The sequence below is a fragment of the Novosphingobium lentum NBRC 107847 genome (assembly GCF_001590965.1).
GTDB classification, from domain to species: domain Bacteria; phylum Pseudomonadota; class Alphaproteobacteria; order Sphingomonadales; family Sphingomonadaceae; genus Novosphingobium; species Novosphingobium lentum.
Genome location: NZ_BCTW01000006.1, coordinates 45,824 through 67,536 on the forward strand (window position 1 = coordinate 45,824; position 21,713 = coordinate 67,536).

Here is a 21,713-nt window from a genome sequence, read left to right on the forward strand (position 1 = left end):
CATGACCGCAACCGCCGCCATCCTCGAAGACGCCCAGACCGCGCCTGCCGCGCCCGTGGCCACGCCCAACGATGACACGCTGCCGCGCCGTTATTCCGATTTCGCGACATTCGGCGATGCGCTCGATTATGCTGCGAGCGGGGCCAAGGGCTTCAACTTCCACGATCCGCGCGGCGGATTGACCCACCCTTACCCATTCGCCGAACTGCGCGTGGATGCGCTGGTGATGGCGCGCCGCCTGATCGGTCGCGGGATCGTGCCGGGCAGCCGCATTGCCCTGATTGCCGAGACCGGGCCCGAATTCGCCGCGCTGTTTTGCGGCGCGATCTATGCCGGTGCGTGGCCCGTGCCGCTGCCGCTGCCGACCAGCTTCGGCGGCAAGGACAACTACATCGATCAGCTGGCAGTGCAGCTGGGCAGCTCTGATCCCGCCATACTGTTCTATCCCGCCGAAATCGCCGACATGGCGACCGCCGCTGCCGCACGACACGGTTGCGAAGCGCAATCGTGGCAGGATTTCGCGCAAGAGCCCGCCCCGCAGGTCATGTTGCCCGACGCCGATCCCGACGCGATCTGCTATTTGCAGTATTCCAGCGGATCGACCCGCTTTCCGCATGGCGTCGCGGTGACCCACCGCGCGCTGCTCGCCAACCTGGCCGGCCACGCGCACGGCATGAAGATCGACACCGGCGATCGCTGCATCAGCTGGCTGCCGTGGTATCACGACATGGGGCTGGTCGGCTGCTTCCTCTCGCCGATCGCCAACCAGGTTTCGGTCGATTACCTCAAGACCGAGGATTTCGCCCGCCGTCCGCTGGCATGGCTCGACATGATCAGCCGCAACCCGGGCACCACGCTCAGCTATTCGCCCACGTTCGGCTATGACATCTGCTCGCGCCGCATTTCCAGCCAGAGCCACGTGGGCGACCGGTTCGACCTGTCGCGCTGGCGCGTGGCGGGCAACGGCGCCGACATGATCCGCCCCGACGTGATGCAGGCGTTCGTCAACGCGTTCGCCGATGCCGGGTTCAAGGCGTCCGCCTTCCTGCCCAGCTACGGCCTGGCCGAAGCGACGCTGGCGGTCACGATCATGCCGCCGGGTGAAGGCATCCGCGTCGAACTGGTCGAGGAAGAACGCCTGTCGGGCAGCCCCCGCGACCTGTCGCGCCCCGCGCGCTACCGCGCCATCGTCAACTGCGGCGTCGCGGTGCGCGGCATGGAACTGGAAGTGCGCGGCGAAAGCGGCCACGCCTTGTCCGACCACCACATCGGCAAAGTGTGGTGTCGCGGCTCCAGCGTGATGCACAGCTATTTCCGCGATCCCGAATCGACCGCCGCCGCGCTGGTCGATGGCTGGCTCGATACCGGTGACATGGGTTACCTCGTCGATGGCTACCTGTTCATCGTCGGGCGCGCCAAGGACATGATCATCATCAACGGCAAGAACCACTGGCCCCAGGACATCGAATGGGCGGTGGAACAGCTGCCCGGCTTCCACCAGGGCGACATCGCCGCGTTTGCCGTCGAAACCGAAACCGGCGAGGAATCCGCCGCCGTGCTGGTCCACTGCCGCGTGTCCGACCCGGAAGAACGCGTGCGCCTGCGCGAGCAGATTCGCGAGAAGGTCCGCTCGATCACCGGCATGAACTGCGTGGTCGAACTGGTGCCGCCGCGCACCCTGCCGCGCACCAGCTCGGGCAAGTTGAGCCGCGCCAAGGCCCGCACGCTGTATCTCTCCGGCGCGATCGAGCCTTACCGCCTCGCGGCCTGAGCCGGCCGGCCTGCAGGCGTCTCGGAGCGGGTCGCCCCAGCGGGCAAAGCACACGCACTCTTGACGGACGCGCGATAAAAGCATTTCTTCGGCCCAAACAGAAATGGTGGGCGGAGGAGAAATCATGATTGCGGACACGCTGGAGCGCACGAAGACGCCCGCGAAGTCGAACAGCGAGGATTACGGCGTGCTGGTCGGCTGGACGCACACCCCGTTCACCAAGGGCATCGACTTGTGCGTGCAGAGCACTGCCAAGTCTTCGCTGCGCGACCACGGGGTCGATTCGCGCCACTTCCTGATGACGCGCAACCAGGCGCTGATCCTGGCCAAGTACCTGCTCGACGTGACCGGGCAGACCCTGCCCGAACCGCCGCGCGCCGGGCGCCTGCGCACGCTGGGACGCCGCCTGCTGGGCGGTTGAGCCGAACGGGGTCGATCAGAACGGGATCGCCGCGCCATCCCACGCAAACAGCCCGCCGCTGTCTGCGGGTTGCAACCCGTCGATCACCTGCAGCAAATGCCCCGCCGCATCGGCCGGGCCGAACAACCGCTCTGCCGAAACGCCTTTCTGGAACGGCCGCGACAGCCCGCTGTCGACCGTGCCGGGATGGAGGCTCACCGCGATCGCCTGCCGGTTCGTGCGCGCCAGTTCGATCGCGAAGTTGCGCACCAGCATGTTGAGCGCGGCCTTCGACGCGCGATAGGCGTGCCATCCGCCCAGCCGGTTGTCGCCGATCGACCCGACCCGCGCGGACAGCGCCGCGAACACCGCGCGGCGATCCCGTGGCAACAGCGGCAGCACATGCCTGGCGATCATCGCCGGCCCGATCGCGTTGACGGCGTACAATTCCGCCAGCGCGCCCGCTTCGAGCGCGCGCCAGGATTTCTCCGGCCCGCCGCCGTCGGCGCGGTGGAGGATGCCGGTGGCGACGATCGCGAGGTCGATCGGTCCGCTCGCGCCCATCCGCGCTGCTGCCGCCGCGATGCTGGCCTCGTCGGCCAGGTCGAACGCGAGCGGCACCGCCTTGACGTGGACCGGCACGTCACCGCTGCGGCTGGCGGCGTAGACTTCGGCCACGTCATCGCGATTGCACAGCGCGCTTGCCAGCGCCGCGCCGATCCCGCCCGACGCGCCGAACACCGCGCAGCGCAACGGCGCGTCAGCCAAGGAGCAGCGGCTTCAGCACCATCACCAGCCCGACCACGCTGGCCAGATACACCAGCGTCCGCACCTTGGGCACGCCGGCCCAGTACAGCGGCAGATAGACTGCCCGCGCGCCCAGCCAGATCCACCCGCCCAGCGCCGTGCCCGCGCTGGACTTGCCCGCCACCACCACACCCAGCAGCGCAATGATCGCGATCGGCAGTGTTTCGAGAAAGTTGTCACGCGCGCGTTCCAGCCGGCCGGCCACCGGGTTCAGTGGCGGCATCGTCTCGTCGCGCGCGCCCATGTTCCAGTCCGACCCGTACTGTATGGTCTTGACCCCCACGGCGGTGAAGATGTGCACGAACAGCAGCACGGCGGCCCAGGCGAGGATGGTCAGTTCTACAGGCATGATGCGTTTCCCCCGTTATGATTGTGTCCAGTCTGCAGGCACGCGGGCCCACTGTCGAGAGCGGTGTCGAGAGCAGTGTCGAGCGCGGTCTGCGCGTCGGTCACGCGCATCCATCCCGGCAGCACCACTTGCCGGGCGTGTCTTACATCCCTAATACAGCTTGCCACGACACGCGCGGCACACCACATAGCGCGTCAGGATATGCGAAGGACGCAAGGGACCATGGCCACCACCCCCGAAACCGCGACCGGCTTCAAGCTGGAGCTGACCCCGCCCGATCCGGTGCCCGTGGTGGCGCCGTCGCAGGCTGCCGGGCTGGTGCCGGTCAGCGACGACAACCGCTCCAAGCTGGAAGCCAAGGCCGATGCTTTCGTCGCCGACCTGATCGCGCAGGACGCCGCCAGCCCCGAATTCGGCAAGCGCGTGGACCAGTTGACCGCGATGGGGCGCAAGGAAATCGCCGCCGCATCAGCCATGTCGAACCGTTTCCTCGATCGCCCGATCCGCTCGATGGACAAGGACAGCGGCGTCGGCGCCAACCTGGCCGAACTGCGCCGCACGGTGGAAGAGCTCGATCCGGGCCGGCAGGGCAACCTGTCCTCCACCCGCAAGTTCCTCGGCATCCTGCCGTTCGGCAACAAGATGAAGCGCTACTTCGACGGCTACACCTCGGCGCAAGGGCACATCCAGGCGATCCTCGCGCGGCTGTCGTCGGGCAAGGACGAACTGCTGATGGACAACGCCGCGATCGACGTCGAGCGCGGCAAGCTGTGGGAGGCGATGGGCAAGCTGGAGCAGATGATCCTGATCTCGCGCACGTTGGACCAGAAGCTGGAAGATGCCGCGCTCGATCTCGATCACAGCGATCCGGGCAAGGCCAAGGCGGTGCGCGAGAGCGCGCTGTTCTACACCCGCCAGCGCACGCAGGACCTGCTCACCCAGATGGCGGTGACGGTGCAGGGCTATCTCGCGCTCGACCTGGTCAAGAAGAACAACGTCGAACTGGTCAAGGGCGTCGATCGCGCCAGCACCACCACCGTCGGCGCGCTGCGCACGGCGGTGACCGTGGCACAGGCGATGACCAACCAGCGGCTGGTGCTGCAGCAGATCACCGCGCTGAACACCACCACCGCAGGCCTGATCGATTCGACCGGCAAACTGCTGCGCGAACAGACCGGCAAGATCCACGAACAGGCCGCCGCCAGCACCATCCCCTTGGAAACGCTGCAGCGCGCGTTCCAGAACATCTACGACACGATGGACAACATCGACACGTTCAAGCTGAAGGCGCTGGATGCGATGAAGCAGACGGTCGAGACGCTGTCGGGCGAAGTCGAGAAATCGCGCGGTTACATCGCGCGCGCCGAAGGTGCCGCGCAAGCCAAGCTGACCGGCGGTGAAGCGCCGTCGATCCTGAGCCTGGAGGGCTGATGCCGAGCCCCGCTCACGACAGCAGCCGTACGCTGGCCGAAGCGCGCCAGACGCTGGCGCGCCAGCAGGCGGGCGGGCGCCGCTCGATCGGCCAGCGGTCGGCCGATCTGAAGCGCCAGCATTATGCGGGCAAGCTGGCGCGGCTGGCCATGGCGATCGGTGCGATCGTGCTGGCCACGATGGTGGCGGGGATGGTGATCAACGGCATCGGCCTGACCGGGCTGTTCGTGGCAGTGCTGGCAGTGATCGCCGCCAGCTTCGTGTTCGGGCGCTATCCCCGGATGAAAGTGCCCGATCTCGCCACGCTGAACACCGGCGACGTGCGGCAGATGGTCGGCCGCACCGAACTGTGGCTGGAGGCGCAGCGCCCCGCGCTGCCCGCCCCTGCGGTCCAGCTGGTCGACCAGATCGGGGTGCAGCTCGATGCGCTGGGGCTGCAGTTGCAGGGCATCGACCAGGCCCAGCCCGCCGCGCAGGAAGTGCGCAAGCTGGTGGGCGAACACCTGCCCGGCATGGTCGCCAGCTATCGCCGCATCCCGGCGCACTTGCGCTCCGAACAGCGCGAGGGGCGCAGCGCCGATCAGCAGCTAGCCGACGGCCTGGGCAAGATCAGCCGCGAGATCGACGACGTGACGCGCCAGCTGGCGGCGGGCGATCTCGATGCGCTGGCGATCCAGGGTCGCTTTCTCGACTACAAGTACGGCGGCGCGATCGAAGGGCCGCCCGCCGCAGGAGCCGGCTGATGCGCATCGCGATCCCCCAATCGCTGCCGCGCGAGGAAGTGCGCCGCCGCCTGAAAGCACGCAGCGGCGAGATCGTCGATTTCCTTCCCGGTGGCGGGCTCGCCAATGTCGAGAACGACTGGATCGACGAGGACCACATGACACTGGGCATCACCGCGATGGGCCAGTTCGTCGGCGCCGAAGTCGCTGTCGAGGAGCACCAGATGGTGGTCACCGTCGACCTACCGCCGCAACTGGGCTTCGTCGGCAAGATGATCGAGGGCGGAATCCGCGACAAGGGCACGAAGTTGTTGAAGTGAATAATTTGATCACGATCATTGAACAGAATTCTTAGATGTTGTCTGCCAAGCAACGATCAACATAACAAATAAAATAAGATCAAATCCGATCATCAATTTGATGTTTATGGGATCGTACATCATCGCAAATCTGTGCTCTTTGTGATATGCGACCACTTTGATCAATCGGTTTACTGACTCCCTTCTATCTGCGTAATTCATGTACACGATATTTCCGGCTTCCGATCGAACATCCATCAACAAATCGTATTTTGGCCAGAATTCGACTCTGATCCGATCCTTTTGGGAAATTTTATCTGAAAGGCAATCGAACGTGCCTCCTCTGCGCGGCGGCCAGCTGCAGATTAGATTGAGCGGCCCCCCATTGGCGTCAAATGAGTAAGTCCCGCGATACCGATCGGTCAATTTTCCGACGAAGCCACTCAACTCTTTTTCTTCGGGAACTCGACCGACCACTCCGTCAACTGGAAAAATGCACCCCCCTAAAAAAACTAGCGGTCCGAAAATAGTGATAGCAAAAAGTAGCAGCAAGGCTTTGCGAAAGCCTATCGCTTCTAACCCGAAAAACCGCCGCGAATAATAAGCCGGATTCTTCTTTTCTGTATACCGGACCATTCCGCCCCCGAATGCAATGCTTCGTCTTGCTACCGGACCCGTTGCTTCGGCGCAATAGTTTGCGCGGAAACCATCGCCAACGGCCAGATTAAACCGATTTCGTCATCCCGAACTTGTTTCAGGATCCATTCCTCCGCCCGTATCGCGAATGGTTCAATGGGCTTTTCGGCGCGGTTTCCAGCAATTCTGCCAATGTCGGTCAAGCTGCCCGATGGATCCTGAAACGAGTTCTGGATGACGATAAAAGGACAGGTTTGTTCATAGGCGACAGCCCCTACCCTCCGCCCAGCCTCTGCGTGCACTCCGAAACGAGGCGGCAAAACTCGCAGGACGCCACCATCGCTGAAATTGCCCCGTTTCGGGGAACCATAGACGCCCGCCGACATTGGAGTTCTAGGCGGGATCGTTTTTCCGGTTTCGCACTGAATCGGGTGGGATTTCGAATGATGCACGGTGCCTCGCTCGCCGGATCGATCCACCACCATCTGCCGCACCGATCACCCGGGGAAGTTGCTTGACGCGAATGACAGACCGTACCGCATTCCAGCCTGCGGACGTCGTGGCCGGTCCTTCGCTGCGCGACACGCTGCGCAGCGCCACGCGATCGGCGCACCAGACGCTGGACGATGCGATGGCCGCGCTCGACATGGCGAGCACCCGCGATCTGTGCACCTTCCTGTCGTTCCAGCACATGGCCCGCGCCGGGATCGAAGCATGGCTGGCCAGCCATGCCCCTACCGGCGAGATGCCGCCGCCGCAGCTGCCGCTGATCGCGCGCGATCTTGTGGCGCTGGGCGCAAACCCTCCCGCGCTGGCCCCCGCGTTCGTGCCGCGTGCCAGCGACGACGGGCTGGACAGCGAGTGGCTGGGCGTCGCCTATGTCGTAGCCGGATCGCACCTGGGCAACCGCGCGATCCTGGCGCAACTGGGCGCGGCCGCGCCTGCAACGGCGCGCCGGTTCCTGTCGGGCGAGGCCATGGCGGGCTACTGGCGCAAGCTGCGCCTGCGGATCGGCCAGCCCGCCGAAACACCCGCCGACATGCTGGCCCAAGCCTCGGCGGTGCGCGGAGCGCAGGCCGCGTTTGCGCATTTTTCGGCGTGCGCGACGATGCTCGATCTGCTGCCCGCCGGTGTCGCGGCGTGAACATGGTCGAATTTCCCACGGTCGATCTCACCAGCTGCGCGCGCGAACCGATTCACATCCCCGGCCGGATCCAGAGCTTCGGCGCGCTGGTCGCGGTGACGGCGGACTGGTTGATCGCGCACCGTTCGGCCAACCTCGGCGAGTTCCTGGGTCTTGCGCGTCAACCCGAACCGGGCGAGGCGCTGACCGGTTGCATCGGCATCGACCTGATCGACACCTTCCGCCAGCGGTTGCAGCAGATCCATGGCAACGATGGGCTGGAGCGCCTGTTCGGGGTGCAGCCGCTGGCCGGCGGCGCGCTGTTCGATGTCGCGATGCACGTGTCCGGCCGCTTGATTGTGATCGAATGGGAGCGGCACGGCGCGGAGTCGCCCGATCGCCATTTCGGCCTGCTGCGGCCGATGACGAGCCGGCTGGAACAGACGCAGTCGGTCGAGGCGCTGTGCGATGCCGCCGCGCGCCAGCTGCGCCTCCTGCTCGGGTTCGACCGGGTGATGGTCTACAAGTTTCACGCCGATGACACTGGCGAAGTCGTGGCCGAAGCGCGGCTGCCCGAACTCGACAGCTTTTTCGGCCTGCGTTATCCCGCCAGCGACATCCCGCCGCAGGCGCGTGCCCTGTACTTGCGCAACATCCTGAGGATCATCAGCGACGTCGATGATCCGACCGTGGCTGTAGAACCCACGATCGGCCCGGCCGGCGAGCCGCTCGACATGAGCCTGGGCACGTTGCGCGCGGTCTCGCCGATCCACATCGAATACTTGCGCAACATGGGCGTAGGCGCATCGATGTCGATCTCGATCATCCTGCGCGGCAAACTGTGGGGGCTGTTTGCGTGCCACCATTACAGCCCGCGCGTGCTGGATTATGCGCTGCGCACCACGTCGGAGCTGTTCGCGCAGATGTTCGCGCTGCTGCTCGACCAGCAGATCGGCGACCGCCAGCGCGAGGACATCCGGCTGGGGCAGGAACTCCACGACCGGCTGATGGCGCAGATCAGCGAATCGCGCGGGCTGCTCGAAAATTTCGACCGGCTGGTGCCGCTGCTGGGGCAGGTGATCGCGCACGATGGCGTCAGCCTGTTCGTTGAGGGCGAGTACGTCGCCCAAGGCACGGCACCCACCCGCGAGCAGTTCCTGGCGATGGTCCCGTTCCTCAACACGATCGCCACCAGCAGCGTGTTCGCCACCGATTCGCTGCAGCGCCAGTTGCCCGCCGCCGCCGCGTTTGCCGCCATCGCGCCGGGTGCGCTGGTGATCCCGGTGTCGCGCCGCCCGCGCGACTACATCGTGCTGTGGCGCCGCGAACTGGTTCACGCCGTGCGCTGGGCCGGCAATCCCGAAAAGCCGGTGGAATACGGACCCAACGGCGCGCGGCTGACTCCGCGCAAAAGCTTCGAGGCGTGGCAGCAAGTGGTCAAGGGCACCTCGGCGGCGTGGTCGGACGAGAACCTGCGCTCGGCCGAAGCGTTGCGCATCACGCTGCTCGAGGTGATCCTGCGCATCACCGACAACGCGATGCAGGAACGCGCCCGCGCGCAGCAGCAGCAGGAACTGCTGATCGCCGAACTGAACCACCGCGTGCGCAACATCCTCAACCTGATCCGCGGGCTGGTGAACCAGTCGCGCCACGAAGCCATCGACATCGCCGATTTCACCGACCTGGTCGCCGGGCGGATCGATGCGCTGGCGCTGGCGCATGACAACATCACCCGCAACCACTGGGGCGAGACGTCGCTGCGCGAACTGCTCGACAGCGAGGCGCGCGCCTATCTTTCGAACAAGGCGGATCGCGTCATGGTGCTGGGCTCGGACGTGCTGGTCGCGCCCGAGGCGTATGCCGTGCTGGCACTGGTGGTCCACGAGCTCATGACCAACAGCGCCAAGTACGGCAGCCTGTGCGATCGGCACGGCATGCTGGAGATCGGCTTGTCGCGCACTGCCGTGGGAGAACTGGCCATCGCCTGGCGCGAGCGTGGCGGGCCGCCGGTGCGCTTTCCGGCGCGCAAGGGCTTCGGCACGACGATCATCGAACGTTCGATACCCTACGAATTGAAGGGAGCAGCGGTCGTGCGCTACAAAGTAAGCGGAGTGGAGGCAGATTTCGTGATACCGGCGCGTTACATCAAGGATGCACCAGAAGGCGAACATGTGAAGGCCAAAGACCCCTCGGGCGATGACGCGGCGCAGCAAGCGCCTGCGCCCGCCGGCGCCGGGTTGCCGGCCAACGTGCTGGTGCTGGAAGACAACATGATCATCGCGCTCGACGCGGAGGAAACACTGCTGGAACTGGGCGTGACCCGGGTGCAGCTGGCCAGCAGCAACGATGCCGCGCTGGCGATCCTGCGCAGCGATGCGCCCGATTTCGCGCTGCTCGATTTCAACCTCGGATCGGAAACCAGCGAGCCGACCGCGCGCGCGCTGGCGCAGGCCGGGATCCCGTTCGCGTTCGCAACCGGCTATGGCGAGATCGACGGCCTGTCCGGCGGTGCGCTGCACAAGGTCCCGGTCATCCAGAAGCCTTATTCCAAGGCCGACCTCGAAAACGCGATGGCGCAAGCCTCCGAAACCTGAGGGGGCCGACGTCAGGCGGGGTGGACGATCACGCTTTGCCCCGCCGGATCGAACGTCACCGCTGCTATAGAGGGTGCCAGACCGCACTGGCCAACCTCGGTCGTGCCGCCGTCGATTCGCACCGTGCCCCGGCGCGGGATCACCAGCAGCGGGCGATCGTATTGCGCCAGCAGCGCCGCATCGGGCATCCCGTCCAGCCGGTGCGCGGTAAAATAGCGACCGCGCGCCAGTTCGACCGTGCCCGTATCGGGAATGTGGCGGCGCAGCGCCGGATCGTGCACTTCGCCACGCGCCACCGCCATCCCCGCATCGAGATGCAGTTCGCGCGGGCGGCCATAGTCGTACAGGCGATAGGTGATGTCGCTGTTCTGCTGGATCTCGATCAGGCTGACGCCCGCACCGATCGCGTGGACGGTGCCCGCCGGGATATAGAAAAAATCGCCCGGCTGGACCGGATGCCACACCAGCAGCTGCTCGATCGAGCCATCGAGCGCGGCGGCGCGCATCGCGTCGGCGGAAGCCGCGCGCGAAAAGCCCACGCCCAGCGTCGCGCCGGGATCGGCGGCGATCACCAGCCAGCACTCTTCCTTGCCCTGCCCCTTGCCCTCGCTATCGGTTTCGCCCGCAGCGGCGGCTTGCGCATCGTCGGGATGCACCTGCACCGACAGCGCCTCGCTGGTGAAGATGTACTTGACCAGCAGGCTGGCCAGCGCCGGCGGCGGCTCGAACCACACTTCGCCGATCCGCTGTCCGGGCGGCGCGCTGAACGGCGCGGGCAGCACGTCCTTGCCCCACGGCTTTTCGACCGATCGCGTCGGCAGGCTGGCGCAAGACGTGTTCACTGGCCCGGTCACTGGTTCGCCGCGCCTGACAGCTTGCCGACCAGCTGCGCGCCTTCGGGCGTGCACACCAGCACTTCGTCGCCATCGACCACTACGATCAGGTTGGACACGCCGATCACCGAAACGCGTGGCCCGTCGCTGTGGACCAGCACGTTGCTGCAATCCTTGAGCTCGACGTTGCCGCGCACGGCGTTGCCGCCATCGTCGCGGTCGAGCGCCTCGTGCAGCGCCTGCCAGTTGCCGATGTCCGACCACGCCATCGCGGCGGGCACCATCGCCGCGCGCGCGGTGTTTTCCATCACCGCGTAATCGACCGATTCGCTGTCGATCGCGGCGAATGCCGCCGGATCGGGATGGAACCGCGTGCCGTCGGCATGGCCCTGCTCCACCGACCGGCGCACAGCGGCGGCCAGCGCCGGGCGGTACGCGGCCAGTTCATCCAGAAACGTGCCCGCGCGGAACGCGAAGATCCCGCCGTTCCAGGAATAGCCGCCGTCGGCCAGGAAGGCCTCCGCAGTCGGGCGATCGGGCTTTTCCACGAACCGCGCGACCTGATAGCCGCCCGCGCCGGCAATCGCCGCGCCCTGCTTGACGTAGCCGAAGCCGGTTTCGGGCGTGGACGCCTCGATTCCGAACGCGACCAGCCAGCCGTCGCGCGCCAGATTGGCGGCGGCAGCGGCGGCGCGCTGGAACGCATCGCAATCACCGATGTGGTGGTCGCTGGGGCAGACCAGCATGACCGCGTCGACGGGCAGGCGCAGCGCGGCGAGCGCGATCGCGGCGGCAGTGTTCTTGGCCTCGGGCTCAACAATCACGTGCGCGCGGCCGGGATGCGGCAGCTGCGCCTCGACGTGGTCGAGATGCGCGGTGCCGGTCACGATCACCGGATCGGCGAACTGCGCCTCGGCGGTGCAGCGCAGCACGGTCGCCTCGAACAGCGTGTCATCGCCCACCAGTGGCAGGAACGGCTTGGGCATGGTCTTGCGCGAGCGCGGCCACAGCCGCGTTCCGCTGCCGCCGCAGAGGATGACCGGGGTAATCTTGTCCATCAGTTGCCTTGCCGTCCTTGAGATACATTCACGACGCGAACGCCCGATCAGTCCATCAGTGCCAGAAGATCGGCCACGCTGGTGGTGGCGAAGCCCACCGCGGAGTCCGAGATCCCGTAGGGGATGAGCAGTTGCTCACCCACCTTGAGCGCGCCGCACGTGTAGACCACGTTGGGCACATAGCCGAACCGGTCGGCGTCCATCGCGGTCAGCACCGGGCGCGACGTGCGGCCGATGATCTTGGACGGATCGTCACGATCGAGCAGCGCGCAGCCCAGCGCGTACTTGCGCATCGCGCCCACCCCGTGGGTGAACAGCAGCCAGCCCGCGTCGGTCAGGATCGGGCTGCCGCAATTGCCGATCTGGATGAACTCCCACGGGAATTTCGGTTCCATCAGCAGCACGCCGTCATCGTCCCAGCAATCGAGCTTGTCCGAGCGGATCAGGAACAGGTTCTTCCCGTCCTGCCGCCCGACCATGCAGTACTGCCCCGCGACCTTTTGCGGGAACAGCGCCATCCCCTTGTTGCGCCCGGCCTTGCCGTCGATCGGTTCGAGTACGAAGCTGCGGAAATCGCGCGTGCGCAGCAATTCGGACCGGATCGAGCTGCCCGAATAGGCGGTATAGGTGCCGATCCATTCGTAATCCTGGTCGCCATGATCGAACCGGACGAGGCGCAAGTCCTCCAGCCCGTTGCGCTGCTGTTCGGTGATCGGGAAGATCACGCTGTTCGACAGGCTGCTTTCGGCGTGGCGGTGGACGGTCACCGCGCTGTCGTCATCCACCAGCGTCGCGTCGTCGATCTGCACGGCGGTCGCGAACGCGCTTTGCGGCCACAACGAGAAGTCGCCCGTGTCCTCGGCAATGCCCTCGCGGAACACGATCGAGCTGATGTGCCCTTCGCCCACCGCGCGCAGGCTCATCACGAACCGGCACGAGCCGTCTTCCATGCCCGACTGATCGGGGTGCGGCACGATGCTGGGGTTCATCAGCGCCGCAGCGGCATACGTATATTCATGGCAGAAGTAGGCGCCGATCAGCCGCTTGCGCGCATCGGACAAGTCGCTGCCGTCGAAGCCCAGCGATTGCTGCACTTCGGCATAGCGTTCATCGAACATCTGTTCGGTCTGCCAGTGCCGCTCCTTGAAATCGTGGAGGACGTGCGCGTACTCCTCGTCGGCCACGTCTTCGCTCAGCGCGATGACATCGGCGACGAGCCGCGAGGCGCGCGATCCCGTCGCGCTGGTCCCCTGCCAGCCCAGATGGAACGGGCGGAGGACTACGCGCGAGGGATCGGCGTGAAGTCGTTCATCCAGAATGCGCAAGCTGGGGTGCGGCGGGTCGCCGGGTTTCTGCAAACTTTTGTCTCACATTCGGGCGGCGACCGTGCTGGGCCAGCGCTTGCATCGCGTAGTGCGAAAGCTGGAATGCCAGAATGGATTCAGCTCCGCAATTCTCGTTCGCGCCGCGCGGCGTAATACCGTCGCGACAGCGACCGCTGGCGATGTCCGCCAGCACGATCCCGCGGTCGTTGGCGCCCAAGAACCAGCGATAGGCGGATTCGGCGCGGCCCAGCCAATCGAGCCCGGCGGTTGCGGCGTAAGCGGCCGCAGCGGCATCGATCGCGGCCCAGGCTTCCAGCGGCTGCTGGTCGAACGGCAGCGAATCAAAATGGCGGAAGAAGCTTTCCGAACCGATCGGGCGAAACAGCCCGTCGGCCGCCGTCTGCTGGTCGGCGATGAAGCGCAGCGATTCCAGCCCAGAATGCAGCCAGTCCTGCCGTCCGGTGATCATCGCCGCCTCGATCAGCGCCTGCGACAGGCGCGGATTGTCATAGCCGAGCACCGTCTCGAACCACGCCCAGTCGGGGCGTCGCGCCGAATCGAGCAGCCGGTGCAACAAGTCTGCGCCGCGTTCGACCAGCGCCATCGCTGCGCCGTGGCCGGGTTCGGCGCGCAGCACCGCGCAGGCGCCGAGCATGGTGAAGGCGACCGCGCGCGGCGAATCCATCTTGCCCAGCGGCTCCACCGCAATGTCGAACCAGCGCCGCGCCCATTCGCGCAACCCCGCGTCGGGCGCGTCCGCCACCGCGTGGCCCAGCGCCCACAATGTGCGTCCGTTGCTGTCATCCGAACCGACGTCCTCGCACCAGGTGCGGTCGAAGTTCATGAAGTTGCGGAAGCGTTGGGCTTCCGGATTCCACGCGTGCTGGATGAACGAGGCATAGACCATCGCCCAGCGCTGGCGCTCGACCCGCGGCACCGCGTCGGCAGCACACGCCAGCATCAGCGCGCGAACATTGTCGTCAAGGCAGTAGCCATGCCGGCGATCGGGCACGATACCGATCGAATGCTGGAACATGCCGGTGGCATCGCACATCGCCGCCACGCCCGAAAAGCCCGGCGCGGCCAGCAGCGGCGCGATGCGCGGCACGGTCTTGACCACGGCTTCGACCAGCCCGGCGCCGGCGGCGGCAAAGCGCGGCCAGATCGTTTCACGACCGCGCGCATAAGCCCGGCGCTGCATCGCATCGAGCGCGTCGCGATCGTCGAGCATACGGTTGACCGCGGCGGCGATCGCCTCGGCCGAGCGCGGTTCGATCAGTTCGCCCACCCCGCCTTCGAGCAGTTCGATCGCGTGGACATAGGGCGTGGACACCACCGCCTTGCCCAGCGCGACCGCATAACTCAGCGTGCCCGACGTCGACTGCTGCAGGTTGGGATACGGCGTGAGGTAGATGTCGCAGGCTTCGAGCTGGTCGAGCAGTTCGCCGACCTCGAGAAAGCGGTTGTCCCATTCGATCGCGTCCGAAACGCCCAGCGCCTCGGCCTGGGCCATGAGGCTTTCGCGATAGGCCTCGCCCTCTTGCGCCACGAGGTTGGGGTGGGTCGCGCCGACGATGCGGTAAAGCGTGCCGGGATGGCGTTCCACGATCGCGGGCAGCGCCTCGATCACGGTTTCCAGGCCCTTGCCGGGGCCGAGCAGCCCGAACGTCATCAGCACGTTGCGATGGGCAAGCCCGGCGGCCTGCTTGAAGGCCGCTGTCCGGCCGAACGGACGATCGGGCGCCCCGTGCGGAATCACCGCCACGCGCGCGGCATCGACCTGGTACTTGGCCGACAGCAGCTCGGCCGAATGGCGCGACATGACCATGATCCGCGACGCGCGCGCCATCAGTCGCTCGAGAATCGAACGCTGGCGCGGCGAGGGATCGCTCAGCACGGTGTGGAGCGTCACGATCAGCGGCGCGGCGATGCGATCGACCAGATCGAGCACCATCTCGCCGCTCTCGCCGCCGAAAATGCCGTATTCGTGCTGGAGCCACACCGCATCGACGCCGTCTTCGTTCATGCGGCGCGCCGCGATGCGGTAGTCTTCAGCGCGGTCGGCGCGGATCGTGCCGCGCGCCATGGGGTAGTCGTGGTTTTCGGTCGGGCTGTCGATCACATGGAGGTCGACATCGATTTCAGGGTGATACTGCGCCAGTTGCTCGTGAATGTCGGTGGTGAACGTGGCGATGCCGCACTTGCGCGGGGCATAGCCGCCGATCAGCGCCACCCGGCGCGGTGCCGCGCCCTTGAGCGGATCGCGCAGAAACATGTCCAGGACTTGCGCCTTGGCGCCGTGATCGATCGTGAACGTTCCGGGTTGTTCCACAGTCATAGATCGAAAGCCCTGATGAGAAATCTGTCCATTCGATGAACCAAACGCGGCGCGGCCGATTCGGTTTCACCGCAGTGCAACATAAATGCCGCAAGCACACAACGACTCATCGCAATTTACCCGACAATTCAGCAATTTGATTTTTCGGATTCTGCTGCGTTCGCTCAATTACATGTGAGCATGTGCAGCATCAGGGCGCAAACCAGCGCTGTTCCCAACCGAACGTCGATTCGATCGGGTTGCCGTTCTGATCAATCGCCGGGCGGAAGCGGAAACGCTCTATCACCAGGCGGCAGGTGATGGCATCGGCGACGGCATCGTTGCTCGCCTTGTGTATCGTGCAACCGTGGACCCGGCCGTCGGTTCCCACCATCAGCGCCACGATCACGCTATGGCCCAGCCGCGCCTCGCGGCCGTCGCGCGGATAGTCGCGGGCAGAGGTGATGTCGCCGGCGGTCTTGACCGCCTTCTGCGCGACATAGGCCCCGCCCGCACCGTTGCCGCTGCCGCCGCTGCCCGTGCCGCTGCCCTGCCCGCCGCCGCCGGTGTCCTGCCCGGCCTTGCTCGCCCCCGAACTCTGGCTCGATCCGGTGGAGGCGACGGGCGGCACGATGATCTTGGCCGGCAGCCGTGCGCGCGGCGCGGACACCTCGCGCGGACGCGCCGTGGGGGCCGCAGCCGCAGCCGCACCCTGCGCCTCGTGCGATGGCGTGGACTTGCTTGGCTCGGGTTCGGGCTTTGGCAGCGCGACGTCATAGGCGGTGGGCGTTATGCCGACGTCGGACAGCACCGCCGAAACGCCGCCCAGCGCATGGACGATCCCCCACGCCAGCAGGACATGGATCACCGCGATGGCCACGATGATCCAGGCCCGCGCGCGCCGGCTGAGCCGGGGCGAGTCGGCATAACGCTCAGGCAGGGCCGAATCGGGCGACGCCATCCGCTTCAACGCCGGCAAAATTCCGGCGTGCGGCGTGAATCCACCGCGCAACCGCGCCGATAGGCTACCAAATGTGCTGCGAATGCGACCAAGTCATTCTTCCTTCCCGTGCGGTTGGTGGTGTATAGTTGCCGACGCGGGAAGTTCAAAAAATGGAACGTCGCGAAGGACGCGCCATCGGCGGCGCGAGGGATCTGCAATGCGTATTCTGGTAGTCGAAGACGAACCGCTGCTGGCGATGTTGCTCGAAGAAAACATCCTCGAACTCGGCCATCAGCCGGTTGCGGTCGCGGCAACGGTGGAACAGGCGCTGGCGGCGCTCGACCGTGACGCGGTCGATTGCGCGCTGCTCGACTTCAGCCTGGGCCACAACGCCACCTCGGTGCCCGTGGCCGAACGGCTGCGGAGCGACGGGACGCCGTTCTGCTATCTGAGCGGCCATTCCTCGCTCGATCCGGACGGCGACATTCCGCCAGCCCCGCTGCTGACCAAGCCGGTGAGCATGGCCACGCTGAAAGATGCGCTGCTGGCGATGGCGGTCGCGGCCTGAGGCCGGTCAGACCGCCGCGTCAGGGGGTGTGGTCGAGATAGCTGTCGGGGCGCACGAGGCTGGCCAGCCGCAAGCCGTGCGCCGCCGCCTGGTCCGCCGCCAGCGTCGATGCCGCCGAAATCGTCGCCAGTAGCGGGCAACCCGCGATGATCGCCTTCTGCACCAGTTCGAAACTGCACCGCGCGGTCAGCAAGACGAAACCGCTTGCCGGATCGATCCCGTCCCGCGCCAGCGCCCCGATCAGCTTGTCGAACGCATTGTGCCGCCCGACATCCTCGCGCACCGTCACGATCTCCCCGTCGGGCCGGCAGAACGCGGCGGCATGGACCGCGCGGGTCCTGCGGCCCAGCGGCTGGCGAGCGGGCAGCGCGGCCGCGGCGGCAAAGATCGCGGCAGGCGCGACAGCGAGCCGTGCGGTCACCGGCGGCAGCGGGCGCAGCACCTGCTCCAGACTTTCGATCCCGCACAATCCGCAGCTGCCTTCGGACAGGCGCACACGCGCGCGTTCGATCAGCGGCGCGGCGCGTTCGGCCGACAGCTGGATGCGCAACATCCAGCCGCCCCCGTCGATTGCGCTGGCCTGCGCGCTGTCGAAATCCGCCGCCCGGTCAATCAGCTGTTCCGACAGGCAGAAGCCCAGCGCGTAGTCTTCCAGATCGGCCGGCGTCGCCATCATCACCGCATAGCCGATGCCGTTGATTTCCACCGCCACCGGCGCCTCGACCGGAATCGCGCGGTCCACCGCCTGCGGAGACCGGCCATCGGCAAAGACTTCGCGCAACCCGGTTAGGCGCGCGCCCTCACCCGGCATCGGTGCCGTGGGCCTGCGGATCGGTCGCGCGGGTCTGCGATGTCGGTTCGTGGCCGCGCGCCAGCACCGCGATGGCATCGCGCGCAATCGGCGACAGCCGCGAACGGTCGTCGGCGAAGATCATCGCCTTCATCCGGGGGTCCCAGAAATGCGCGATGTGGTCGGCGGTCGCGGCCACGGGATTGTCGTCGAGCGCCAGATTCAGGGCGATCTGGTTGGCCATGTAGACCAGCTTGTCGCCAGTGGTCTTTGGCGTATGGCTGCTCATTCCGCAGCCTCTGCCGGGGCGATGCGGCGCGACTGCGTGGCCTGCGCCGCGTAATCCTCCTGCCATTCGCTCGGCCCGTTCGAGGGGGTGATCTGCACCGCCGTGACTTTGTATTCGGGGCAGTTGGTGGCCCAGTCGGAGAAGTCGGTGGTGACGACATTGGCCTGCGTCGCGGGGTGGTGGAACGTGGTGTAGACCACGCCCGGCGCGACGCGGTCGGTGACGGTAGCGCGCAAGGTCGTCTCGCCCGACCGGCTGGCGAGCCGCACCCAGTCGCCCGATTTCAGCCCACGATTCTCGGCGTCGGTGGGGTGGATTTCGAGCAGGTCTTCGGGATGCCACGCGACATTGGCGGTGCGCCGCGTCTGCGCGCCGACGTTGTAGTGCGACAGGATGCGCCCCGTGGTCAGCAGCAGCGGGAACCGGGGCCCGGTGCGTTCGTCGGTCGGGACGTAGTCGGTCACCACGAACTTGCCTTTCCCGCGCACGAACCCGTCGATGTGCATGATCGGGCTGCCATCGGGCGCATCGGCCGTAACCGGCCACTGCAGCGATCCCTCGGCGTCGAGCCGCGCGAAACTGACGCCCGCGAATGTCGGGGTCAGCCGCGCGATCTCGTCCATGATCTCGCTCGGGTGGGTGTAGGTCCACTCCAGCCCCATCGCGCGCGCCAGCTCCTGCGTGACCTGCCAGTCCTCGTAGCCGTTCAAAGGCTCCATCACCTTGCGCACCGGCTGGATGCGGCGTTCGGCGTTCGTGAACGTGCCGTTCTTTTCGAGGAACGTCGAACCCGGCAGGAACACGTGCGCGTAGTTGGCAGTTTCATTGAGGAACAAGTCGTGGACGATCACGCATTCCATCGCCGCAAGCCCGGCGGCGACGTGGTGCGTGTCGGGATCGGACTGGAGAATGTCCTCCCCCTGGATGTAGAGCGCCTTGAACGTGCCATCGGTCGCGGCATCGAGCATGTTGGGGATGCGCAGGCCCGGCTCGGGATCGATCGCCACGCCCCACTCGCCCTCGAACAGCGCGCGCGCGGCGGCATCGGAGACGTGGCGGTAGCCCGACAGTTCGTGCGGGAACGACCCCATGTCGCACGCGCCCTGCACGTTGTTCTGCCCGCGCAACGGGTTCACGCCCACGCCGCGCCGGCCGATGTTGCCGGTCACCATCGAAAGGTTGGCGATGGCCATGACGGTGGACGAGCCCTGGCTGTGCTCGGTTACGCCCAGGCCATAATAAATCGCCCCGTTTCCTCCCGTGGCATAGAGCCGCGCCGCCGCGCGAACGTCCGCCGCAGGAACGCCGGTGACAGGTTCGAGGAATTCGGGGCTGTGGCGCTGGTCGGAGACGAAGTCAGCCCAGTGCGCATATTCGTCCCAGTCGCAGCGTTCGCGGATGAACGCCTCGTCGGCCAGTCTCTCGGTCACGATCACGTGCGCCATCGCGGTCAGCACGGCGACGTTGGTGCCGGGGCGCAAGGGCAGGTGATAGTCCGCCTCGACGTGTGGCGAACGCACCAGGTCGGTGCGGCGCGGGTCGATCACGATCAGCTTCGCGCCCTGCCTGAGCCGCCGCTTCATCCGGCTGGCGAACACCGGGTGCCCGTCGGTCGGGTTGGCGCCGATCACCAGGATCACGTCGCTGTCCTCGACCGAATCGAAGTCCTGCGTCCCCGCGCTCGTGCCGAAGGTGGTCTTCAGGCCATAGCCGGTGGGCGAATGGCACACGCGCGCGCACGTATCGACGTTGTTGTTGCCGAACCCGGCGCGCACCAGCTTCTGGACCAGGAACGTCTCCTCGTTGGTGCAGCGACTGGAGGTGATCCCGCCCAGCGCCAGCCGCCCGTATTGCGCGGCAATCCGCTTCAGTTCCGATGCGGTGTGGGCCAGCGCGACCTCCCAGCTCACTTCCTGCCATGGCTGGTCGATGCTTGTCCGGATCATCGGCGACAGGATGCGGTCCTGGTGCTGCGCGTACCCCCAGGCGAAGCGGCCCTTGACGCAACTGTGCCCGCGATTGGCCTTGCCGTCCTTCCACGGCACCATCCGCACCAGCTGCTCGCCCCGCATCTCGGCGCGGAAGGTGCAGCCGACCCCGCAATAGGCGCATGTCGTCACCACCGCACGCTCGGGCTTGCCGATCTCCTTGACCGCCTTTTCCTGCAGCGTCGCGGTCGGACAGGCCTGCACGCAGGCGCCGCAGCTGACGCATTCGGAACCGAGAAAATTGTCCGAGGCCAGCCCGGCGCTGACTTTGGAGGCAAAGCCGCGCCCGTCGATGGTCAGCGCGAACGTGCCCTGCACTTCATCGCACGCGCGCACGCAGCGCGAACAGGCGATGCACTTGCTGGGGTCGAAATCGAAATAGGGGTTCGAGGTGTCGACCGGCTGGTCGAGGTGGTTCTCGCCCTGATAGCCATAGCGCACGTCGCGCAGGCCCACGGCGGCGGCCTGGTCCTGCAATTCGCAATCGTTGTTGGCGGAACACGTCAGGCAATCGAGCGGGTGATCGGAGATGTACAGTTCCATCACCCCCTTGCGCAGCTTCTGCAACCGCGCGGTCTGGGTATGGACAGCCATCCCTTCCGCCACTGGGGTGGTGCACGACGCTGGCGTGCCGCGCATCCCGTCGATCTCGACCAGGCACAGACGGCACGATCCGAACTGCTGCAGGTTGTCGCTGGCGCACAGCTTGGGGATCGATCCGCCGCTGACCGCCGCCGCGCGCATCACCGTGGTGCCCGCCGGGACCGCCACGGCGCGTCCGTCGATGGTCAACGTCACGGTCTGGTCCGAGACGACTTCCGGCGTGCCGAAATCGGCCTGACGTTCATAGCCCATGGTTGCGCTCCTCGGCGGACTTCAGGTCTGCCGGTGTGTTGATATTAGCAGGTTGTTCCGCAAGGTGCACCGCCCGCGCGCCGATCGCTTCGGCAAAAGCCAGCACCGAATGACGGCCATCGCTTTCGAGCAAGGCGTCGAGCGTGGCTGATGCGGTGGCGGGCCACAGCCCGATCACCGGCTGGCTGGCGACAAAGGCGGGCGCGGGCGACAGATCGTGCAGCAGGCCATCCCCCAGCCCGATCGAATCGACCGCGACGCTCAGCACCGCCGCGTATCCCGCATCGGCGGCGTGGTGCAGCGCGGCGGCGAGCCCGGCGAGCGGCCCCATCCCCGCGCGCGGCCAGTCGGGCAGCGTCGGTGCAGGGGCGGTTTCGCGGCCGATCACCACCACCGCGTCGCACAGCCCCTCCAGCGCCTCGACCGCGCGGGCGATCAGCGTGCGACCGTCAAGCTCGGCCAGCGCCTTGTCGCTGCCGAAGCGCGAGGATTGCCCACCGGCGAGGACCGCGCCGAGGATCATGGCGTGCGGTGCCCAGGGCCGTGAGCATCCTTCGACCGGCTCAGGATGAGCGGAATTTCGGAATTGTACTTTTCCCGCTCATCCTGAGCCTG

At 66.5% G+C, this 21,713-nt stretch carries 21 protein-coding genes; 8 read left to right on the plus strand and 13 right to left on the minus strand.

Annotation, left to right across the window (positions count from 1 at the left end):
- The first annotated feature begins 1 nt into the window (after position 1).
- Both NL2_RS06595 and NL2_RS06600 read left to right on the plus strand, forming a co-directional pair.
- Entirely contained in the window at positions 2-1,771 is a 1,770-nt protein-coding gene (locus NL2_RS06595; protein ID WP_068073202.1) for a fatty acyl-AMP ligase, read from the plus strand.
- 124 nt (positions 1,772-1,895) lie between these two features.
- Entirely contained in the window at positions 1,896-2,192 is a 297-nt protein-coding gene (locus NL2_RS06600; RefSeq protein ID WP_157083069.1) for a hypothetical protein, read from the plus strand.
- 15 nt (positions 2,193-2,207) lie between these two features.
- Here NL2_RS06600 and NL2_RS06605 read toward each other — a convergent pair whose 3' ends face one another.
- A complete protein-coding gene (locus NL2_RS06605) occupies positions 2,208-2,939 on the minus strand; it encodes an SDR family NAD(P)-dependent oxidoreductase (RefSeq protein ID WP_245647597.1) in 732 nt (243 codons plus the stop codon).
- The gene (locus tag NL2_RS06610) at positions 2,932-3,327 is read right to left on the minus strand and encodes an MAPEG family protein (protein ID WP_068073208.1); all 396 of its coding nucleotides are present in this window, start codon (positions 3,325-3,327) and stop codon (positions 2,932-2,934) included. Before NL2_RS06610 ends, NL2_RS06605 begins: the two co-directional genes overlap by 8 nt.
- A gap of 222 nt (positions 3,328-3,549) precedes the next feature.
- Between NL2_RS06610 and NL2_RS06615 the strand changes: the two genes are divergently transcribed.
- From NL2_RS06615 to NL2_RS06625, 3 genes are read left to right on the plus strand one after another with little or no spacing between them, the layout of a single operon-like run.
- Positions 3,550-4,758, plus strand: a complete 1,209-nt coding sequence (locus NL2_RS06615) for a toxic anion resistance protein (protein ID WP_068073210.1) — start codon at positions 3,550-3,552, stop codon at positions 4,756-4,758.
- Positions 4,758-5,501, plus strand: coding sequence for a hypothetical protein (locus tag NL2_RS06620; RefSeq protein WP_068073212.1), 744 nt, complete (start codon positions 4,758-4,760; stop codon positions 5,499-5,501). The genes NL2_RS06615 and NL2_RS06620 overlap by 1 nt, the downstream gene beginning before the upstream one ends.
- Positions 5,501-5,800, plus strand: a complete 300-nt coding sequence (locus NL2_RS06625; RefSeq protein ID WP_068073214.1) for a hypothetical protein — start codon at positions 5,501-5,503, stop codon at positions 5,798-5,800. Before NL2_RS06620 ends, NL2_RS06625 begins: the two co-directional genes overlap by 1 nt.
- Before the next feature lie 15 nt (positions 5,801-5,815).
- Here NL2_RS06625 and NL2_RS21045 read toward each other — a convergent pair whose 3' ends face one another.
- Positions 5,816-6,415: a hypothetical protein gene (locus NL2_RS21045; protein ID WP_157083070.1), complete on the minus strand. Its 600-nt coding sequence runs from the start codon at positions 6,413-6,415 to the stop codon at positions 5,816-5,818.
- 29 nt (positions 6,416-6,444) lie between these two features.
- Positions 6,445-6,618: a hypothetical protein gene (locus NL2_RS21050; RefSeq protein ID WP_157083071.1), complete on the minus strand. Its 174-nt coding sequence runs from the start codon at positions 6,616-6,618 to the stop codon at positions 6,445-6,447.
- A gap of 320 nt (positions 6,619-6,938) precedes the next feature.
- Between NL2_RS21050 and NL2_RS06630 the strand changes: the two genes are divergently transcribed.
- Both NL2_RS06630 and NL2_RS06635 read left to right on the plus strand, forming a co-directional pair.
- On the plus strand, positions 6,939-7,559 hold the full coding sequence (locus NL2_RS06630) for a biliverdin-producing heme oxygenase (protein WP_157083072.1): 621 nt from the start codon (positions 6,939-6,941) through the stop codon (positions 7,557-7,559).
- 2 nt (positions 7,560-7,561) lie between these two features.
- On the plus strand, positions 7,562-10,132 hold the full coding sequence (locus tag NL2_RS06635; RefSeq protein WP_068073217.1) for an HWE histidine kinase domain-containing protein: 2,571 nt from the start codon (positions 7,562-7,564) through the stop codon (positions 10,130-10,132).
- Between the two features lie 11 nt (positions 10,133-10,143).
- Here NL2_RS06635 and NL2_RS06640 read toward each other — a convergent pair whose 3' ends face one another.
- From NL2_RS06640 to NL2_RS06660, 5 genes are all read right to left on the minus strand, one after another.
- Complete coding sequence (locus NL2_RS06640; RefSeq protein WP_245647598.1) at positions 10,144-10,986, minus strand: class I mannose-6-phosphate isomerase; 843 nt, start codon at positions 10,984-10,986, stop codon at positions 10,144-10,146.
- Complete coding sequence (locus tag NL2_RS06645) at positions 10,983-12,023, minus strand: mannose-1-phosphate guanylyltransferase (protein ID WP_068073221.1); 1,041 nt, start codon at positions 12,021-12,023, stop codon at positions 10,983-10,985. Before NL2_RS06645 ends, NL2_RS06640 begins: the two co-directional genes overlap by 4 nt.
- 47 nt (positions 12,024-12,070) lie before the next feature.
- Positions 12,071-13,381: a glycoside hydrolase family 130 protein gene (locus NL2_RS06650; protein WP_245647599.1), complete on the minus strand. Its 1,311-nt coding sequence runs from the start codon at positions 13,379-13,381 to the stop codon at positions 12,071-12,073.
- Entirely contained in the window at positions 13,332-15,686 is a 2,355-nt protein-coding gene (locus tag NL2_RS06655; protein ID WP_174522595.1) for a glycosyltransferase family 4 protein, read from the minus strand. The genes NL2_RS06650 and NL2_RS06655 overlap by 50 nt, the downstream gene beginning before the upstream one ends.
- A gap of 190 nt (positions 15,687-15,876) precedes the next feature.
- Positions 15,877-16,626 (minus strand): energy transducer TonB, encoded by a 750-nt coding sequence (locus NL2_RS06660; protein WP_245647600.1) that lies wholly within the window; start codon positions 16,624-16,626, stop codon positions 15,877-15,879.
- A gap of 199 nt (positions 16,627-16,825) precedes the next feature.
- Here NL2_RS06660 and NL2_RS06665 point away from each other — a divergent pair, with 199 nt between their 5' ends.
- A complete protein-coding gene (locus NL2_RS06665) occupies positions 16,826-17,176 on the plus strand; it encodes a response regulator (protein ID WP_068073225.1) in 351 nt (116 codons plus the stop codon).
- A 19-nt stretch (positions 17,177-17,195) separates the two neighbouring features.
- Here NL2_RS06665 and fdhD read toward each other — a convergent pair whose 3' ends face one another.
- The 4 genes from fdhD to mobA are packed head-to-tail and all read right to left on the minus strand — an operon-like array spanning position 17,196 to position 21,621.
- Positions 17,196-17,987: a formate dehydrogenase accessory sulfurtransferase FdhD gene (gene fdhD, locus NL2_RS06670; RefSeq protein WP_068073227.1), complete on the minus strand. Its 792-nt coding sequence runs from the start codon at positions 17,985-17,987 to the stop codon at positions 17,196-17,198.
- On the minus strand, positions 17,977-18,255 hold the full coding sequence (locus NL2_RS06675; RefSeq protein ID WP_245647601.1) for a formate dehydrogenase subunit delta: 279 nt from the start codon (positions 18,253-18,255) through the stop codon (positions 17,977-17,979). Before NL2_RS06675 ends, fdhD begins: the two co-directional genes overlap by 11 nt.
- Positions 18,252-21,098, minus strand: coding sequence for a formate dehydrogenase subunit alpha (gene fdhF / locus NL2_RS06680; RefSeq protein ID WP_068073229.1), 2,847 nt, complete (start codon positions 21,096-21,098; stop codon positions 18,252-18,254). The genes NL2_RS06675 and fdhF overlap by 4 nt, the downstream gene beginning before the upstream one ends.
- Positions 21,088-21,621 (minus strand): molybdenum cofactor guanylyltransferase, encoded by a 534-nt coding sequence (gene mobA / locus NL2_RS06685; protein WP_068073231.1) that lies wholly within the window; start codon positions 21,619-21,621, stop codon positions 21,088-21,090. Before mobA ends, fdhF begins: the two co-directional genes overlap by 11 nt.
- Positions 21,622-21,713: the final 92 nt, after the last annotated feature.

Coding starts and splice junctions, on each gene's coding strand:
- NL2_RS06595 (WP_068073202.1), top strand. CDS start 2: ATGACCGCAACCGCCGCCATCCTCGAAGACGCCCAGACCGCGCCTGCC.
- NL2_RS06600 (WP_157083069.1), top strand. CDS start 1,896: ATGATTGCGGACACGCTGGAGCGCACGAAGACGCCCGCGAAGTCGAAC.
- NL2_RS06610 (WP_068073208.1), bottom strand. CDS start 3,327: ATGCCTGTAGAACTGACCATCCTCGCCTGGGCCGCCGTGCTGCTGTTC.
- NL2_RS06615 (WP_068073210.1), top strand. CDS start 3,550: ATGGCCACCACCCCCGAAACCGCGACCGGCTTCAAGCTGGAGCTGACC.
- NL2_RS06620 (WP_068073212.1), top strand. CDS start 4,758: ATGCCGAGCCCCGCTCACGACAGCAGCCGTACGCTGGCCGAAGCGCGC.
- NL2_RS06625 (WP_068073214.1), top strand. CDS start 5,501: ATGCGCATCGCGATCCCCCAATCGCTGCCGCGCGAGGAAGTGCGCCGC.
- NL2_RS21045 (WP_157083070.1), bottom strand. CDS start 6,415: ATGGTCCGGTATACAGAAAAGAAGAATCCGGCTTATTATTCGCGGCGG.
- NL2_RS06630 (WP_157083072.1), top strand. CDS start 6,939: ATGACAGACCGTACCGCATTCCAGCCTGCGGACGTCGTGGCCGGTCCT.
- NL2_RS06635 (WP_068073217.1), top strand. CDS start 7,562: ATGGTCGAATTTCCCACGGTCGATCTCACCAGCTGCGCGCGCGAACCG.
- NL2_RS06645 (WP_068073221.1), bottom strand. CDS start 12,023: ATGGACAAGATTACCCCGGTCATCCTCTGCGGCGGCAGCGGAACGCGG.
- NL2_RS06655 (WP_174522595.1), bottom strand. CDS start 15,686: ATGACTGTGGAACAACCCGGAACGTTCACGATCGATCACGGCGCCAAG.
- NL2_RS06660 (WP_245647600.1), bottom strand. CDS start 16,626: ATGGCGTCGCCCGATTCGGCCCTGCCTGAGCGTTATGCCGACTCGCCC.
- NL2_RS06665 (WP_068073225.1), top strand. CDS start 16,826: ATGCGTATTCTGGTAGTCGAAGACGAACCGCTGCTGGCGATGTTGCTC.
- fdhD (WP_068073227.1), bottom strand. CDS start 17,987: ATGCCGGGTGAGGGCGCGCGCCTAACCGGGTTGCGCGAAGTCTTTGCC.
- NL2_RS06675 (WP_245647601.1), bottom strand. CDS start 18,255: ATGAGCAGCCATACGCCAAAGACCACTGGCGACAAGCTGGTCTACATG.
- fdhF (WP_068073229.1), bottom strand. CDS start 21,098: ATGGGCTATGAACGTCAGGCCGATTTCGGCACGCCGGAAGTCGTCTCG.
- mobA (WP_068073231.1), bottom strand. CDS start 21,621: ATGATCCTCGGCGCGGTCCTCGCCGGTGGGCAATCCTCGCGCTTCGGC.